This is a genomic window from Micromonospora sp. L32, assembly GCF_052068055.1.
GTDB lineage: Bacteria > Actinomycetota > Actinomycetes > Mycobacteriales > Micromonosporaceae > Micromonospora > Micromonospora purpureochromogenes.
Genome location: NZ_JBQHDD010000012.1, coordinates 93,686 through 109,050, shown reverse-complemented (window position 1 = coordinate 109,050; position 15,365 = coordinate 93,686). Strand labels below are relative to the sequence as shown.

Here is a 15,365-nt window from a genome sequence, read left to right as displayed (position 1 = left end):
GGGCGTCCGGACGAACTGAGTGGTCTTGTGGCCGGAGCCCTCGAACCACTCGCCGTCGCGGACACCGGACTTGCGGTAATGGCTGAACCGGTGCGCGACCGACCCGAAGATCTCGGTCCGCTCGGCGACTTCCCATTCGGAGAACTCAGTCAACGTCCCGTCGGTGAGGATCTTCTTCCGAGGCGCGATGAACGCGTCGAGGTCGTAGATCACGGGTTCGGTGCCGACGTTCATGATGACCGTTCCTTGCGGAATGAACACCTCGCGGACAACGTCGACGTTCGGCCCGCTGCCGCCGGTGTTGGTGAACGCGCCGAGGAAGGTGCGCATCAGCTGGTCGAGCTCGGCCTTGACGTCGGCACCCCCTCCGAGGTGGGTGGATTCAGGCCATTCGGTGGCGAGCACGGACCAGACCTGCTTGTCGCGCCGAAGCCCGTCGGCGCCCGGGTTGTATTGCCGCAGCGTGCCGTCAAGGCTCATACCAAGCCTCTTGGCCACGTTGACGCTGCGGGTGTTGTCCGGCAGGGTGCACCACTGAGCGTAGGCCAGGCCGCGTGTGTGGAAGGCCCAGTCGATCATCATGCGGACCACCTGGGTGATGAGCCCCTGTCCCTCCGCGGCCGGTTCGAGCCAGCAGCCGATCTCGCACACCCCGAGGGCGGTGTCGAAGCTGACGAACATGGTGCCGCCGACCAGGGTGTCGTCGAGCCAGATGCCGTAGAGGCGCTGCCGGTCGGCGGCCTGGCCGTCCGCGTAGCGCTGGAGCACCGCTCGCGCGGCGTCGAGGTCGGAGGCGACGAAGCTCGCGCCCACCCAGGGCACGATGTGCGTGCGGGCGCGGTCCAGGTGGGCCAGGAACTCCTCGGCGTGGTGCGGCTCGAGCCCCCGCAGCTCGGCGTTGTCGCGCAGCGCGGTGGCAAACACGGAACCTCCATTTACATAACGAATGTTGCGTGAATGTAGCCTGTCGGCATGCCACGTCACAAGGGAGACCACGACGCCCGCCGCCGCGACGTGTCCGGGGCCGTGTGGCGGGTGCTGGCGGCGCACGGGTTCGGCGGCCTGACGTTGCGGGCGGTCGCCACCGAGATGGGCGCGACGACCGGCCTGCTCACGCACTACTTTCCAAACAAGAAGGACCTGGTCGCGCACGCGTTGACGTTGCTGGACGAGCACCGTGCGGCACGGCCGAGGCGCATCGCACCCGAGCCCGAGGGGCTCGCCGCATTACGGGCGATACTGATGGACATCCTTCCGTTGACGCCGCAGGCCGCCGCGGACAACCGGATCTGGGTCAGCTCGTGGGACGCGGCGCTGGCTGACCCGGACCTCGCCGCCGGGCACGCGGCCCGCTACGCGCGCTCGCGCGAACGGATCCGCCACCATGTGCAGGCGGCGCAACGCCTCGCGGAGCTGCCCCCGTGTGATCCGGACGACATCGCGGCGGCGGTCCAGTCTTTCGCGCTCGGCCTCATCGTGCAGGCGCTGTTCGGCGCGGAGGAATTCCCGCCCGAGCGGCAGATCCGGCTCCTGGACGACTACCTGGCAACGCTCGCCACCACAGCCCGCCCGCCGCGCGGTGACATGTAAGCGGGTATAGCCGAGCTCAAGTGAACTTGCCGTTCGCGGTCGGCGGCAAGGCAGTTGAGCCACGCGGTCGGGATGCGGCCGGTCTTGCTGGAAAGTCGGATGAGCTGCTCGTGGGCTTGGTCAACTACCGGATCCGAACACCTGCACGGCGGTTCCGAGGATCTTGATAGCGAGGGCTTGGCAGAGGTCTGAAGGATCGACGGCTGCGGTGGATACTGCCGCGGTGGCGAAGAACGAGCGGATCGACCGCCACGAGGTGGCCAGGTTCATCCGCCGGCTGGCCAAGGCGGCCGGCCTGCCCGGCTGGAAGCAGATCAGCCCGCACTCCTGCCGGCACGCCTGGAACACCATCGCCCGGAGGAAGGGCGCCGACCTCGAGGACCGGCAGCGCGCTATGGGCCACGCCGACCCGCGCACCACCCAGCGGTACGACCGGGACAAGGACTCCCTGGACCGTGATCTGTCCTTCCTGGTGGCCGCCGCGACCTCCGGCAGCTGACCGGCCGCAGCGCACCCCGCCCGCCCCGAGGTGCGCCACGCGCGTCCGCCGTCGGCTACCCCGCCGCGAGCCGGCCCGCCGCCGCCGTGGCGACCATCCGCGCGTACGGCTCGTCCCGGTCGGGCGAGAACATCACGGTGCCGACCAGGTCGCCGACCCGGACCACCGCGACGAGCGTCACGATCGGATCGGCTGCAAGCGTCTCACCCTCGTAGTGCCACTGCTCCTCGCGGACGAGCAGCGCCTCGTCCCCGGCGAAGCCGGTGCCCACGACGGTGAACCTGCGGGGCGCCGGACTTCCGGGCGCGGTCGACGGTGTCGCCGTGCCGGCGCAGGTCGCCAGCACGTGACGTACGTCGTCGAGCGCCCGCGGGCCCCACCCGCCCGCATACCGGTGCAGGTGTTCGTAGACGTACCCGGCCGACCCGGTGGCGTACCCGGTGAAGTCGAGGTCCGCCTGCCGGCGCAGAGACGGGTAGTCGGAGCTGCGGTAGGCCGCGCACAGGTCGGCCCAGCGCCACGTGTCGCCGGAGAACGGCTCGCTGGGCACCTGCTTCCGCCACGCACCCGGCCCGAGATCCGCTGGCCGGAGCATGAGGGTGCTCAGGTCCGCCGCGCCGGGGTCGGGCCTGCCGCTGCCGTTCGGGCTCGGCGGGGCGCTCGTTGCCGGGGTCGTCGGGCTCGGCGCCACGCTCGGCGACCCGGTGCCGCTCGGCGCCACGGTCGTCCGGCTGGCGCCGGGGGTTGGCGAGCCGTCGCCCGGCCCGAGGTTCGCGGCCCAGCCGGCCCCCGCCCCCGCCCCCGCCACGGCGACGACGGCCAGGCCGGCTACGACCGCCTGGCGCTGCGAGCGCTGCCGTCCGCGACGGCGGACCGCCTCGGGGAACGCGAACGGCGCCGGCGGCTGCTGCCCCCGCAGCGGCGCGAACGTGCTCTCGAATCCGTCAGACATTGTGCGCCTCCGAAGGTGTCGCCTCGAGCAGGTTGGCGAGCGCTCGCCGGCCGCGGGACAGGCGGGCCTTCACGGTGCCCTCGGGCACGCCGGTCTCCCGCGCCACGTCGGCCACCGGCAGACCGACCAGGTGGTGCAGCACCAAGGCGGTCCGCTGAGCGGGCGGCAACTGGGCGAGGGCGCCGACCAGCGCGACGCTGTCCGGGTTGGGGCCGGGCACGTCCTGCGGCGGGCCGGCCCGACGGTAGGCATTCAGCGCCGAACGGGCCCGCCGCCAGCGACTCACCGCGACGCGGCGGGCGACCGTCCGTACCCAGGCCTCCGGATCGGCGTACTCGCCGACCGTCGACCAACGCTGCCAGGCCCGGGCGTACGCCTCGTGCACCACGTCCTGCGCATCGGCGGCGTTGCCCGTGAGGGCGTACAGGCAGTCGTAGAGCCGCTGCCTGCTACCTCGGTAGAACGCGTCAAAGCTCTCCTCGCCTGACATGCGTCCGCTCCCTCCCCGCCTGGTCGTACCCCTAGTCACGCCGCACCCCCGCCGGCGGTTGCCTGCTGGGCAGTGGTTTCGCGCCGGAGCTGGCCGGGGGTACGCAGTGTTCCGGAAGCACGGACACGGAGCATCGCCGTCAGCCACTAGATCTTTCCGCAGGGTGTGACAACCCGGTGTCCGAGAAGATTGGCAACGTCAGCGATGAAGCCAGGATCAAGTGGCGGCCGGTTCCAGAATTCGAAGCCGAGGTAGCCGAAGCCCCCCGGAGGGCTCCAGTGCCACTCGTTGAGACCGGCCGACTTGCCGCAGTGCGGGCAGCTCTCGACGCCACTGCCGCCGGCGTACCAGCTGTCGATGCTCTCAGAGAAGCTGGGCCAGTGCTTTTCGTCGTCCTGATCAACGACGGCCGATTGGCAGTGTGGGCACACGATCCGATGCGACCGGCACGCAAGGAAAATCAGAGAGGATGCAGGTTGTCAGCCTGCGGACGCGCATCGAGCACCGTCTTAGGAAATCGATGCTCTATCCTCTGAGCTACGAGGGCGCGAGGGCGCAGCCTACCTGCCAGTGGATCCCCACGTAGCCAGGAGCCCCACTGGGCGCGGGCACGATGATCCTACGGCCTCACCGTCTGGGCGAATGCGCGCACCGGTTCCGACCACGCCTGCGGGTCTCGCCAGGGAAAGGTGTGAGCGCCCGGAAGTTCGCGGTACCGGCCGTCCGCGACGATACCGGTCAGTCGCCGCCCCCACTGCGGGGTGCTCAGCCGGTCCTCCTCACCGCGCAGGACCAGTAGCGGCACGGTCAGCCGCGCCAATGGTTCCTCCATGACGTGGCGCAGATGAACCCGCACCAGGTGAACCAGCCGACGCAGGCCGGCGCGTTTCCACTCCGGCCGGTGCGACTCAGTCAGGCCCGGAGGCTCGTGGCGGCCGTCGAGCTGCCAGCGCACGAGCAGACGCACCAGGCCGCGGGCGACGGGATCAACGGTGGGACTGGCCAGTACCAGCCCGGCAACGCCGGAGTGGATCACGGCGGCCTCGGCTGCTACCTGGGTGCCGCTGGAATGCCCCGCCAGGACAACAGGGCCGAGATCCCGCTTGGTCAGCCATTCGGCCACGGCGCGCCCGAACTCCGGCACCGACAGTTCGTGCGGCGGATCGCCGCTGCCGCTGAATCCGGGCAGTTCCACCAGGTGCGCGCGGGTCCATTGGCCGAACGCGGCCAAGCCCGGTAGCAGGTAGTCGGCCACAGCCATGCCCTGTACGAGCACGACCTCCGGGACGCCAGGCCGCGGCGCACCGATCGCGCGGCTACGCATCCGACCCAGGATCCCGTCGTGGTATGACGTGGTCACATCGCGCGGAAACTGGGGCATAGCCTGCTGGTACCCGTGCGGGCGGGTATGAATCGGCCGGAGGTGCCTATGAAGTTGCCCCGTGAGATCGCCGGTTTCGACTCCGCCTCCGCGATGGCCGTTGCGTTGGCGCGGTTCCTGCACGGCCGGGACACGCCACCGCTGGGCAAACCCGCCCTCCGGGTGTTGCGGCCCGCCGCCACCGTTGCCGCCAGGCTGCCACTGCGCACCCGCGAGTGGATCTACAGCGTGTTCAGCGGCGCCGAGGGCCGCCCCGAGTCGGACATTGCTGGTGTCGACATTGATGCCGTAGCGGAATCGATTGCCGGGCTGTATCCGCGCCGCCGCTACCCCGCTGCGATGATCGGGGCCTCCAATGGCGCGCTGATTCACCTCTGCGCCGCGCTGGGAGTGCCCTGGCTGCCGCAGACGCTGCTGCTGCCCGTACGCCAGCGTAGGGTCTCGCCCGACGATCCGATGCGGGCCGCGCACGCATTCGACTCCACCGCCCGCGCGTTGCTCGACCGCAACCCCGACCTCGTGCTGCATCACATGCACGATCCGAACCAGGACCGGCTCACGCTGCGCCGAATGGCATACTTCCGGATCAAACGCATCCGGCTGGGTCGAGCGTACGAAAAGTTCCTCACCGACGTCCTCGAACCGGGCGGCGTCATCCTGACGGCCGAATGCGGCCAGCGGTGGCCCACGACCCGCATCGGTGACCGGCACCTGTTCCAGTTCGGTGCCGTCGGCGGCATGTCACCGCAGGAGTACCGCGCCGGAGGGCCGCGGGTCGCCGAATATCTTCATCGCTACGGCGCGCCGGTGAGCAGATGGCAGGCGCCGCCACCCGACGCGGAGAGCCCGGAAGCGGAATGGGGCTTCGAGCCGGCGCTCCACGACGACATCGCCGCCTTCGCGAACCGCCACGGCTACCGGGTGAGCAGGCTGGTGTTTGACGAGCCTGAGGACCTCAGCCCGATGATCGCTGACCTGTACCGCTGGTGGTACCGGCAACGCGGCCTACCGGGCGACCGGCTACTGATCGACTCGTTCATGTTGCTGGACCCATGGTGGACCCTACGCACCGGCGCGGTCCCCTACTGGACGGCTTTCCCTGTTCAGCCATCTCTCGACGCCGTCCACCGCTATCTGGACAGCGGCGACGAGTACGATCACCTGCACCTCGGGCTGTTTTGCCACGGCGTCGAATCGGTGGGCACGGCCAGCGCCGACCAGTGGCGCGAGCTGCTACGGCGAGCCCGCGTCGCCGGCGTCTTCGCAGGTGTGTCACCCAACCGGTATCCCAACGACCCGGGAGTGTTCTTCAACTACCAGCGCGCGATACGCGCAATCCCGGACCGCCGTCCCATGCCGAAGCCCCTGTCGCTGGCCGACTTCGAGATGTTCGTGCGCAACGCACCGGGCCGATACCCGCGGGTACAACTTCACGCCACCTGAGGGAATGGGCTCCTGCAGCAACAGCGGATCGGGTGTCTTGGTGACGACCGGGCGCGCACCTGCGGAAAGACCGATCTGCGCGGTGCCCATCTCAACGTCCTTGCGGAATTCACCTGCCCGGGACCGCCAGTTGGCTCGCGCAACCAATCCTCGCCGGGAGAAACGGCAATCTCGCCGACGGCACCACCGTGGCTGCTGATGCGCCGGCTACTCCCCGCCACACAAAAGGCGTCCGACAGTACGGCTGACGCATAGCCGCCCACCGCCCGGCAGCGCTCAGGCTGAACCCGGTGGACGATGCACTGGAATCCGGGCCGGTGAGAGCTAGTAAGAACTCCTAACTCTTTGAGTGTTGGAGTCGGCGCCAGCGGATGATGGCGCAGCCGAGCTGATCGTTTGCCTGCCTAGGTCGGTTTCCCTACTGCCCGGGCTGATCGGTCAGAACCCTGCAGTCGTTGCCCGCTGCCGCGAGTAGAGCGCCCGCGGTGTCGAGCCGGCCGACCGCGCGGTGGGTGGCGGCGAGGGTTTTCCACTGGAGCGGGTCGACGGTCAGCACCGCCGCGGCCGGGTGGTTGACCAGGAGGTCCAGCCGGTCGGTGTCGGTGACTGATCGGGCTGCCTCGGCCAGGCACATCACGGGTAGCCCGAAGGCGCATCCCTCGTCGGCGACCTTGGCGATCGCTTCGCCCACGGCGGTCGAGCCCTCGGTGAACGCGAGGATGGCGGATGTGTCGAGGACGAGCCGGATCGGCAGGTTCTTCAGGGCGGGGGCGGGCTGGTTTGGGCGGGTGGGTGGGGTGAATGAACGGTCGCGGGGCCGACGCTGCCTTGGGGTGCGCCACATGGGATAGGTGGTGCTGCCGTCCGGGAGAGTGAAGGCTTCGAGGGGGACGTAGCCGTGCCGTGCGTACAGGTCTCGGTCGGCGAGGGTTGTCACCTCCGTGTAGGTGGGCAGCAGCGCCTGGCCCATTCGAGCGTTGCTGGTGGCGAGCAGGGTGCTGGCCCGCCTGACCCGGTACGGCTTTGGCGCGACGGTGAAGAACGCCAGGTGGTTGTGCGGACCGCGGGGTCGGTGCATCTGCAGAACGTCGTCGAGGTGCAGGAAGCGGTCCACGTATTCGCCGCAGGCGACGGCGAGCCGCTCGCCGTACGCGGTTGGCGGTGAGAGGGGACCGTAACGGTGCAGCCACACGGAGGCGGCGGAATTGTCCTGCAGGAGATAGGCCTCGCCGAATAGCAGAGCGTGTTCGGTCCAGACTCGGACGACGGCGCTGAGGATGTCCCGCCGACGGTGTTCGTCGGGTACGAGCCATGCGCCGATGGTGCTGTCGGCGAAGGGGCCGACGACAAGATCGACGATGTGGGGGATGTCGTGCCAATGGGCGCGGCAGACGGGCAGGTTGTTGATCACGCGGTTCTCCGGGTAGCAGGTGCGGGCTGCTCAGCGATGGCGTTGCCGCCGGCTGTGCAGAGTTCTGGGACGTCATGACGCCCGGAAGCAGAGGCGGCTTCTTCTTCACGAACCGTGCCGATGAAGCCAGGAGTGGTACGGGCAGAAGCGGTTGCGCAGGGCCGTGCAGGCGGGACCGGAACCCAGGTGGCAGCGTCGAGGACGGTGCCTGTGTGGGCGAATGGTGGTCGCGGCTGTCCCGCCTCGGGCGAGGGTGCCGAGGTTGCTCAGGCGGGCCTGGTGGCCGGTTGACCGGAGCGGCTCGCGAGCTTCTCGCATCCGGTGACGTAACCGCCGACAGGTTGCAGGGCCGGGGCCCAGGAGCGCGGCGAAGCGTCAGCCGGGATTCCTGTCCCGCCGGAGGCGGAGCCGTGGCCGGCGGCGTTGGCGGGAGCGCCCTGAGTCAACCCGGGGGTGTGGACCAGGTCGCCTGCCCACTGCACGTGACTCGTCCCGACCGCCTTCGGCGACCGCGGGTCAAGGCATGCTGTCACGGACGTCCGCGCCGCCCCCGGGGCTGCCGGCTGGACCGCAACCATCGGTGGTACGGGCCGGACGATCGTGGTGGGCGTCGCGACCGGTGGCGCCTCGTCCGTCGACGGCGGTGCGGCGGGTAAGCCGATGATCGGCTGGATCAGGCCGAGCACCGGCGCCAGAGCGGGCGGTAGAACGTCAACGACCGGCTCGGTCACTGCCCGGACGGCAGTGCCGACCGGTTCCAGCAGGCCTGTCCCGCCGAACTCTTCCACGACAGGCGACGCCAGGCCCACTGGACGCGTCGCCGAGGTGGCTTTCTCGACGACCGTTTCGGCGTCGGCGGTTGCCGTCCGGTCCACCACCTGGCCTACTGCAATCTGCACACTCGCCGACCGCTCATCCGTCGGCATTCGCACCGGTACGTCCAGGCCCGCCACCCAGCTTGCGAGCGTTATCTCCCCGCCGACGCGGTCTGACGGGCTTTCCATCGCAGCGCCGGTGGGCGAGAATCGCTCACACTCCAGGGAGCCGCCGAGGAGGGTTCCGCCGGCGCTGAGCAAGTCGCCGACGATGCATGACGCGCCGGCCCCGGCGGCCCGAGCAGCGTCATCCGCAACCGCCTCGTGAAAACCCCAAAGACCGACCACGCCTCCGATCAGGAGAGCGCCGCGCAGCGTCCACCGAGCCAGCCGGCCTGGACACCGCGACAACAGGCACCTCCGATGGAACGGCCTTCGTTCACCCCAACGCCTGCGATTGTGCCGGAGTGACCGTCCAGGCACCCTCCGACACACCGCGGAGTCGACGCCACCGCCCAGGCGCCGAGGCGCCGGTCGGTCGCGCGACGGCGCGGACAAATCCTGTGCGGCCTCCGCCAATGGGGCATGGCCACACCCCGCCGCATCGTGCGAGAGCGGTTGCCGAGCCACCGGGCGCCACCCGTTGGTGGATCGTGGGCTGCTCCATGAGTGCTCGCCGGCGCCGGTTCATCCGGACGCCGGCTGAGGTCGTTTGCCCTCCGAAGCTCCGGGAAGACGAAGGGCGACAGTGGCGCGGAGCCGCCCGCGCCACCGCACGACGGGGAGGTCGAGATGGGTAACCGGGAAAGGCTGCACGATCTTCGCCAGCAGGCGCACAACGCGGGCATCGAGGGCAACTCCAAGATGACCGAGGAGCAGTTGCGCGAGGCGCTGCACAGGGTCGGCAAGGGTGAGCAGCCCCAGATGGCCAAGCACGAGGCCAAGCGATGACACCGTGAGCAGGCCGGCGCCGGCCGTGGTGCCGGTGCCGGCGTCATCGGCGTCAGCTGATGGTGGCCAGGCACGCCGCGGGTGATGTTCGCGTCGTAGCCGGTGTGCCGGGACAGCACGCGTGCCGTGGTGGCGCAGAGATCGGCGCAGTCCAGGTTCGTCCGTACGCACTTGGCCAGCTCGGGGACCATGGGTCGACCTCCGCCGGCGTGGTGACCCGGAGGCCGTGCAGGCCCAGCAACTCGGCCCAGCGGACGTACGGGGCGCTGACCGACGAGTGCGAGCACCGGCTGGGAGTCCAGCCGGGCGTCGTAAGAGGCCGCTGAGACAGCACCACTTCGGTTTTCTGCCGTGGGCCGAGGACATCCACGGTGATCGCCACCAGTCACCGGGCGAGGAGGTACTCCCCGCGCATCACCATCAGGGGCCGGGCCCGCGGGTAGGGTGGTCCGCGGGTCAAGACATGCGCCCAGGGTCCGCCAGCGCGCCTCGACGGGCGCGCGGAGGACCGACTGACCGATGCTCCATCGGGAGGCGACATGTCCACCCTCGAACGGCCCACTGGCCCCGACACCGAGCCCGCCGTACCGATCATGACCTTGTCCCTGGGCGTCGAAGGACCGGCGACGGTGATCGCCGTCTGCGGCGAGGTCGACATGAGCACGGCGCACCTCATCACCGAGCTGAGCGAAGACGCGATCGACGCGCGTCCCGCACGGCTCGTACTCGACCTCGCCGGGGTGACCTTCTTCAGCGCCCACGGCATCAGCGCCCTGCTGCAGACGCAACGCGCCGCCGCTCACGCTCACGTCCAGCTGCCCCTGCGCGACGCGGCCCCGTGCATCACCTACCTGCTGGCGCTGACCGGCACCCCGATGAGCTTGGACGAGACCGCTGCTACCTCGATCCTGACCAGCGATGCGGTCCATCGGACCGGTGACCTCTCACCGTGTCCGCGCCTCCCGACGGCCGACGGACACGGCATAGTGGGTGACCCCACCGGTCCGTCACCTCGCGTGCTGGTGCAGGAGGGCGGTGGCCGTTCCGGTCAGCGGCCGGCCCGGTTCGGTCGCCTCGACCAGCCGCCGGTAGGCCGGTCCGGCCGGAATGTGGTCCCGGTCCATCAGCAGCCCGAGCGCCCGTTGGATGAGGTCACGGGTGCGCAACGCACCGGCGAGCCCGGTTAGCAGCTGCTCGCTGCCGGCGTCCAGCCGGGGCAGCACCTGGGTCCGCCCGGTGTGGTAGCAGGACTCGACGCGTTGGATCAGCAGCCGCATGCCGGCGGCGTCGCGGGAGTAGAGGTTCAAAGCGGCAACCGGGTTGCCGCTGCCGGCGAAGACCGGGAAGGACAGCGAGGCCCGGACGCCGTACCGCCAGGCCACGTCCCGGAAGCCCGGCCACACCACCGCGCCGGCGACGTCGGACACCCCGACCGTCTCGCCGGTGTGCAGGGCGACCAGACAGGGGCCGGCGTTGTCGGCGTACTGGGCCAGGTCGAGGGCCTTGGCCGCCTCGTCGCTGGCGGCGTCGGTCCGGTGCCCGTCGGCGGCGAGTACGGTGACCGAGGCGAAATCCACCGGGCCCACCACCTCCGCGGCCAGTCGGACGATGGCGCGCAGCTGCTCCGGCAGTGCGGGAGCGTCGTCGGGCAGGCCGGCGAGCACGAGCAGCGCGTCCGTCAGGTCGTGAGACGGCTGGTCGGGCCGGGGCGAAGACATGCTCATCTCCCCGAGCAGCGTGGCCGGGAAGGGTGGCAACGGGCCAGGGTGTCCGGCGGGCCAGGTCGTCGGTGAACGCCGCCGTGTGCGCTGTCCCACCGCGTACCAGCGTGACCGACACCTCCACCGGTGTGGGCAGCACCCGCTTGGCGAGTTCCGCAACCCGCTGCAGGACATCGTCGAGACCGACCTCGCCGAGCTTGATACGGCCGAGTTCGGCGAACGCGTCAGCGGGGTCCGTCGGCAGGGGGCGAGTCATGGCACCGATCCTCACGACCGGCACGCCCAGCCCGGAACCGAAGCCGAGGAGAACGCGGATGGCAGCCCACACCTGACGGGCCACTGCACGGACCCACCAGGGCGGAGCCGGGACCTACGCCGCTTCCTCGACGCCGGTTCGCCGCACCCGATACCGCGGATGCGAACTACTAGGGCCCTCAATGTACTCCTCCTGCCGCGGAGAGCGTTCCCGCGGAGCACGCAGGATTCGAGATACGAACGAGTAGGCGAGGATCTCCGGGGCGGGAGGTCCGAGGGCCAGTCCGGCGGATGGCGGCTCGGGCGGGTGACGTGCGACAGGCGCGCGCCGGCGAACAACGCCGTCACCTTCGCAGGGACCGGTCTTATCAGGACCGGAGCCAGGAGGACGGCCGCACAACTGACTGTTCAGTCAGCAGTTGCGTCGATCCGCACCGCGCATCGAAATGGTTCTCTACCATCACGACAGGTCACCACCACATCCTGAAACGCTGCGCAATCGCCTCCTGACGCTTGGTCACTCGACTGCCTTTACGGCAAACTCCTGAACTTTGCTGACGAGGAGGAACCCAGTGAATGTTTTCCGCGGCACCTCGATCATTCGCAACACCGTCAGCCAAACCACCTCCACCATCAGTCGGGACCCAAACGCCCCACCGGCCCTCACCGAACACGCCGAGGCCGTCGGCGCGCTCCTCAACGACATGATCACCTGTGTCCTGACCGAGGACACCTGGCCAGGGCCCCTCGTGCTCGTGTCGCTGTGCAGAGCACTGGACATCGACCGCGCGGGGCTGGACCTTCTGGCGCACCACACCCTCACAGCCCTGCTCGCGCAGCAGCCCGGCCCGGAAGCCCTCGTGCGCACAGCAGCCACCTTCGCCGCGGCGACCTGTCACCTACCTGTTGCGGACGATCTGCACCGGAGGCCGCCTCTGCCCGGACCGACGCATCCGGCCACCGCTCCGGCCGAGACACACCTACCCATGCCACCCACCTGGGCCTGCAGCGGCTGCGCTCACGAATGGCCCTGCGCCACGAAACAGAGCCAACTTCTCGCGGAATTCGGCGGAACCCGGCCCGCGCTCGGCATCTACCTGGGCTCCTGCTTCAGCGCAGCCCTGTTCGATTTACCTCGGGCCAACAAACAACAGCTACGACACCGCTTCCTCGGCTGGCTACCGCGAGAGACCTTCTAGGCGAGGCAGCGGGCCATCTACGCCTACCGCCCACCCGTGGTGCGCACCATTCCTGACTCGTACGAATTCGTTGGAAGGTGACCGAGCAGCGCCGGCACCGCAGTTTCGGCAGACGGGCATCACGTCGGCGGCCCGGTACGAGCCCTCGGCGCCGGTCGCTCACGCAGGCGGTGACGGTACTTCCGGTGTCCTGGCAGCCGGTTGAGCGAGCGTTTTGCGCTCCGGGCAGTGGGCACTGCACAACTCATGACGGAGCAGCGCGGACCGTATCTGGACGACACCCTCGGGTTGATGCTCGACGGCTACGCCTGGTTACCTGCGCTGTGGCGCCGCGCGGGCGGACCCGCCGTGCAGACCCGGGTGATGGGCCAGCGCGCGCTCGCGCTGCGCGGGCCCGACGCGGTGCGGTTCTGCTACGACGAACGGCACGTGCGACGGCACACGGCCATCCCGGAACCGGTACAGGGGACGTTGTTCGGCCACCGGGCAGGGCCAGCACGTTCCCGCCGGCTCGCTCGTCCTGCTCGACATCTACGGCCAGAACCACGACGCGGCGTTGTGGCCGGACCCGTACCGCTTCGACCCACAGCGATTCGTCGGGCGTGCTCCCGACCCGTACGAGCTGATCCCGCAGGGCGGGGCCGACCCGAGCACCGGGCACCGCTGTCCGGGTGAGGACGTCACCGTGGCCCTGCTGGCGGCCTTTGCCGGCTGGTTGGCGAGGCTGGACTACACGGTGCCCGAGCAGGACCTGACGGCGGCCCTCACCCGCTTCGCCGGGGGCAGGGGTCGGACCGCGCGTCGCGGCCGGCAGGCGGCCCGCTGCGGCGGCGGTGCACGACGGATGGCAACGCCGGGTAAGGTTCGGGGTGTGTCGCCGGGCGGTCGCCCGTGATCGAGACACCGCCACCGAGCGCCAGTGCGAGCGCCGGCCGGTTACCACGAATGCCGCGGCGAGAACTGGTCCGCGAACCAGTGCGCTCCTCACCTGCCGAAATGGGACTGTTGCATGACATCGAACGACAATGATCGCTCCGCGTTGTTTCTCGCCACGCCGACCAGCGACGAGCTCGACGACCCGGGCGTGACCTTCGACGGCAGCGAGGAGGCGATGCGGCAGCTGCGCCATCCCTTCACGGTGACCCCGACCCGCCCCTCCAAGCGGCCGACGGCGACCAGGGGTGACGACCCGGAGCAGCGCGACTGACCCGACGCCGCCGGCCACCCGTCCCAGGGACCACGGGCGGGCCGAGGTCGAGGAGCGGTGAGCAGGCCGCGACGCCTTCGGGACCGGACCAGACCCACGAGGTACGCGGGAACCCGGCCTCAGCGCAGCGCGGCGTCCGTCCGCGGCTCGCCGGATCCGATGTCGTCCAGGTGGCGCAGCGCCTCGGCCCAGGAGCGGCCGAGGGTGGTCTCGTGGTAGTCGATGTCGTGCTCAGCGCAGAACCGGCGGATCAATGGCCGGGCGTGGCGCAGGTTCGGGCACGGCATGCTCGGGAACAGATGGTGTTCGATCTGGTAGTTCAGCCCACCGAGCAGGGCGTCGACGAACCGCCCACCGCGCACGTTGCGCGAGGTGAGGACCTGCCTCCGCAGATAGTCGACGTTGTCCTCGGCAGCGAGGATCGGCATGCCCTTGTGGTTGGGCGCGAACGAGCAGCCGAGGTAGAGGCCGAGCACCCCCTGGTTGACCGCGATGAACGCGACGGCCTGCGCCGGGCTCAACACCAGCAGGACGGCGGCGAGGTAGCCACCCAGGTGCAGGGCGAGCAGTCCGACTTCGGCGGGCCGACGCGCGATGGGGCGTGGGCCGAGGAGAGCCTTCACGCTGTTGGCGTGCAGGTGCAGGCCTTCCAGCAGGAGCAGCGGGAAGAACAGGTACGCCTGGAAGCGGACGACGAGCGCGCCGAGGCCGCGCCGTCGCCGGGCCTGGCCGGTGGTGAAGGACAGCGGCGCCACCGTGATGTCGGGGTCCTTGCCCTCGGTGTTCGGGTGGGCGTGGTGCCGGTTGTGCTTGTCCACCCACCAGCCGTAGCTGAGCCCGGTCAGCAGGTTGCCGTGCACCATGCCGATCAGGTCGTTTCCGCGCCGCGTACGGGCTATCTGCCGGTGCCCGGCGTCGTGGCCGATGAATCCGGCCTGCGCGAAGACCACCGCGAGGGCCGCGGCGACGCCCAGCTGCCACCACGATTCACCCAACCGGGCGAACAGGCTCCACAGTCCGACGAAGGACGCGACGACGAGGCCGATCCGCACGGCGTAGTGCCCCCGCCGTCGCTCGAGTAGACCCGCGGCCCGGACCTGCCGGGACAGGTCGGCGTAGTCACTGCCGCGCTGGCGGTCGGCGCCAATGCTGGTGTCACTCACGATCGCATGTCCAGCCGTCGGGTTCGTCAGTTGATCAGCGGCGTCGACCCGGTCCTCCGGTCACCCGCTCCATGAGCTGTCGAAGCTTCTGCTGGGTGCTGGGTTTGGCCGCCTGGGTGCGGCCGAACCGCATCAGGTCACGACCCTTCGGGCTGTTGAGCAGACCCTTGATCCGTTCGGTCATCGATCCCGATGTCACGATGCACTCCCCCCTGACGGCCGGCTGCCGGCTGACCCGGTGCCCTTTCACCTTCAGTGTCAGCCATCGCCGAGCCGTGTCGGGGCGGA

15 protein-coding genes and 2 pseudogenes are annotated in these 15,365 nt (G+C 70.0%); 8 read left to right on the top strand and 9 right to left on the bottom strand.

The annotated features are described in order from the left end of the window. Positions 1-387: 387 nt before the first annotated feature. Positions 388-924 (bottom strand): annotated as a pseudogene (locus tag ACTMTB_RS27395) (GNAT family N-acetyltransferase); the annotation flags it as partial. 48 nt (positions 925-972) lie between these two features. On the opposite strand from ACTMTB_RS27395, the gene ACTMTB_RS27390 reads away from it, so the two are divergent. Both ACTMTB_RS27390 and ACTMTB_RS27385 read left to right on the top strand, forming a co-directional pair. Continuing rightward, the gene (locus ACTMTB_RS27390; protein ID WP_441149071.1) at positions 973-1,590 is read left to right on the top strand and encodes a TetR/AcrR family transcriptional regulator; all 618 of its coding nucleotides are present in this window, start codon (positions 973-975) and stop codon (positions 1,588-1,590) included. Between the two features lie 223 nt (positions 1,591-1,813). Continuing rightward, positions 1,814-2,089 carry a tyrosine-type recombinase/integrase gene (locus ACTMTB_RS27385; RefSeq protein WP_441149070.1) on the top strand — a complete coding sequence of 92 codons (276 nt, stop codon included), beginning with the start codon at positions 1,814-1,816 and terminating at the stop codon, positions 2,087-2,089. 55 nt (positions 2,090-2,144) lie between these two features. Here ACTMTB_RS27385 and ACTMTB_RS27380 read toward each other — a convergent pair whose 3' ends face one another. The 3 genes from ACTMTB_RS27380 to ACTMTB_RS27370 all read right to left on the bottom strand — a co-directional run bounded on the left by ACTMTB_RS27380 (position 2,145) and on the right by ACTMTB_RS27370 (position 4,855). Then, positions 2,145-3,041 (bottom strand): hypothetical protein, encoded by an 897-nt coding sequence (locus tag ACTMTB_RS27380; protein ID WP_441149069.1) that lies wholly within the window; start codon positions 3,039-3,041, stop codon positions 2,145-2,147. Further along, positions 3,034-3,531 carry an RNA polymerase sigma factor gene (locus ACTMTB_RS27375; RefSeq protein WP_210777039.1) on the bottom strand — a complete coding sequence of 166 codons (498 nt, stop codon included), beginning with the start codon at positions 3,529-3,531 and terminating at the stop codon, positions 3,034-3,036. Before ACTMTB_RS27375 ends, ACTMTB_RS27380 begins: the two co-directional genes overlap by 8 nt. Positions 3,532-4,150: 619 nt before the next feature. Further along, positions 4,151-4,855: an alpha/beta fold hydrolase gene (locus tag ACTMTB_RS27370; protein WP_441149068.1), complete on the bottom strand. Its 705-nt coding sequence runs from the start codon at positions 4,853-4,855 to the stop codon at positions 4,151-4,153. Between the two features lie 105 nt (positions 4,856-4,960). On the opposite strand from ACTMTB_RS27370, the gene ACTMTB_RS27365 reads away from it, so the two are divergent. Next, positions 4,961-6,355 carry a hypothetical protein gene (locus ACTMTB_RS27365; RefSeq protein ID WP_441149067.1) on the top strand — a complete coding sequence of 465 codons (1,395 nt, stop codon included), beginning with the start codon at positions 4,961-4,963 and terminating at the stop codon, positions 6,353-6,355. Between the two features lie 418 nt (positions 6,356-6,773). Here ACTMTB_RS27365 and ACTMTB_RS27360 read toward each other — a convergent pair whose 3' ends face one another. Both ACTMTB_RS27360 and ACTMTB_RS27355 read right to left on the bottom strand, forming a co-directional pair. Next, positions 6,774-7,766, bottom strand: a complete 993-nt coding sequence (locus ACTMTB_RS27360) for a hypothetical protein (RefSeq protein ID WP_441149066.1) — start codon at positions 7,764-7,766, stop codon at positions 6,774-6,776. A gap of 266 nt (positions 7,767-8,032) precedes the next feature. Then, positions 8,033-8,842 (bottom strand): hypothetical protein, encoded by an 810-nt coding sequence (locus ACTMTB_RS27355; RefSeq protein ID WP_441149065.1) that lies wholly within the window; start codon positions 8,840-8,842, stop codon positions 8,033-8,035. Between the two features lie 531 nt (positions 8,843-9,373). On the opposite strand from ACTMTB_RS27355, the gene ACTMTB_RS27350 reads away from it, so the two are divergent. Then, entirely contained in the window at positions 9,374-9,532 is a 159-nt protein-coding gene (locus ACTMTB_RS27350; protein WP_441149064.1) for a hypothetical protein, read from the top strand. Positions 9,533-10,071: 539 nt separating this feature from the next. Further along, a pseudogene (locus ACTMTB_RS27345) lies at positions 10,072-10,389 on the top strand (STAS domain-containing protein); the annotation flags it as partial. A 150-nt stretch (positions 10,390-10,539) separates the two neighbouring features. Here ACTMTB_RS27345 and ACTMTB_RS27340 read toward each other — a convergent pair. After that, positions 10,540-11,289 carry a GAF and ANTAR domain-containing protein gene (locus ACTMTB_RS27340; RefSeq protein WP_441149063.1) on the bottom strand — a complete coding sequence of 250 codons (750 nt, stop codon included), beginning with the start codon at positions 11,287-11,289 and terminating at the stop codon, positions 10,540-10,542. 791 nt (positions 11,290-12,080) lie between these two features. On the opposite strand from ACTMTB_RS27340, the gene ACTMTB_RS27335 reads away from it, so the two are divergent. The 3 genes from ACTMTB_RS27335 to ACTMTB_RS27325 all read left to right on the top strand — a co-directional run bounded on the left by ACTMTB_RS27335 (position 12,081) and on the right by ACTMTB_RS27325 (position 13,914). Beyond that, positions 12,081-12,707, top strand: coding sequence for a hypothetical protein (locus ACTMTB_RS27335; RefSeq protein WP_441149062.1), 627 nt, complete (start codon positions 12,081-12,083; stop codon positions 12,705-12,707). A 520-nt stretch (positions 12,708-13,227) separates the two neighbouring features. Then, positions 13,228-13,602: a hypothetical protein gene (locus tag ACTMTB_RS27330; RefSeq protein ID WP_441149135.1), complete on the top strand. Its 375-nt coding sequence runs from the start codon at positions 13,228-13,230 to the stop codon at positions 13,600-13,602. Positions 13,603-13,716: 114 nt separating this feature from the next. Beyond that, positions 13,717-13,914, top strand: a complete 198-nt coding sequence (locus ACTMTB_RS27325) for a hypothetical protein (protein ID WP_441149061.1) — start codon at positions 13,717-13,719, stop codon at positions 13,912-13,914. A gap of 119 nt (positions 13,915-14,033) precedes the next feature. Here ACTMTB_RS27325 and ACTMTB_RS27320 read toward each other — a convergent pair whose 3' ends face one another. Continuing rightward, entirely contained in the window at positions 14,034-15,080 is a 1,047-nt protein-coding gene (locus tag ACTMTB_RS27320) for a fatty acid desaturase family protein (protein ID WP_441149134.1), read from the bottom strand. A 31-nt stretch (positions 15,081-15,111) separates the two neighbouring features. After that, positions 15,112-15,276: a hypothetical protein gene (locus ACTMTB_RS27315; RefSeq protein ID WP_441149060.1), complete on the bottom strand. Its 165-nt coding sequence runs from the start codon at positions 15,274-15,276 to the stop codon at positions 15,112-15,114. Positions 15,277-15,365 lie beyond the last annotated feature (89 nt).

Excerpts from the sequence above, each read along its gene's own strand:
- ACTMTB_RS27390 (WP_441149071.1), top strand. The coding sequence starts at position 973 with ATGCCACGTCACAAGGGAGACCACGACGCCCGCCGCCGCGACGTGTCC.
- ACTMTB_RS27380 (WP_441149069.1), bottom strand. The coding sequence starts at position 3,041 with ATGTCTGACGGATTCGAGAGCACGTTCGCGCCGCTGCGGGGGCAGCAG.
- ACTMTB_RS27375 (WP_210777039.1), bottom strand. The coding sequence starts at position 3,531 with ATGTCAGGCGAGGAGAGCTTTGACGCGTTCTACCGAGGTAGCAGGCAG.
- ACTMTB_RS27370 (WP_441149068.1), bottom strand. The coding sequence starts at position 4,855 with ATGCGTAGCCGCGCGATCGGTGCGCCGCGGCCTGGCGTCCCGGAGGTC.
- ACTMTB_RS27365 (WP_441149067.1), top strand. The coding sequence starts at position 4,961 with ATGAAGTTGCCCCGTGAGATCGCCGGTTTCGACTCCGCCTCCGCGATG.
- ACTMTB_RS27350 (WP_441149064.1), top strand. The coding sequence starts at position 9,374 with ATGGGTAACCGGGAAAGGCTGCACGATCTTCGCCAGCAGGCGCACAAC.
- ACTMTB_RS27325 (WP_441149061.1), top strand. The coding sequence starts at position 13,717 with ATGACATCGAACGACAATGATCGCTCCGCGTTGTTTCTCGCCACGCCG.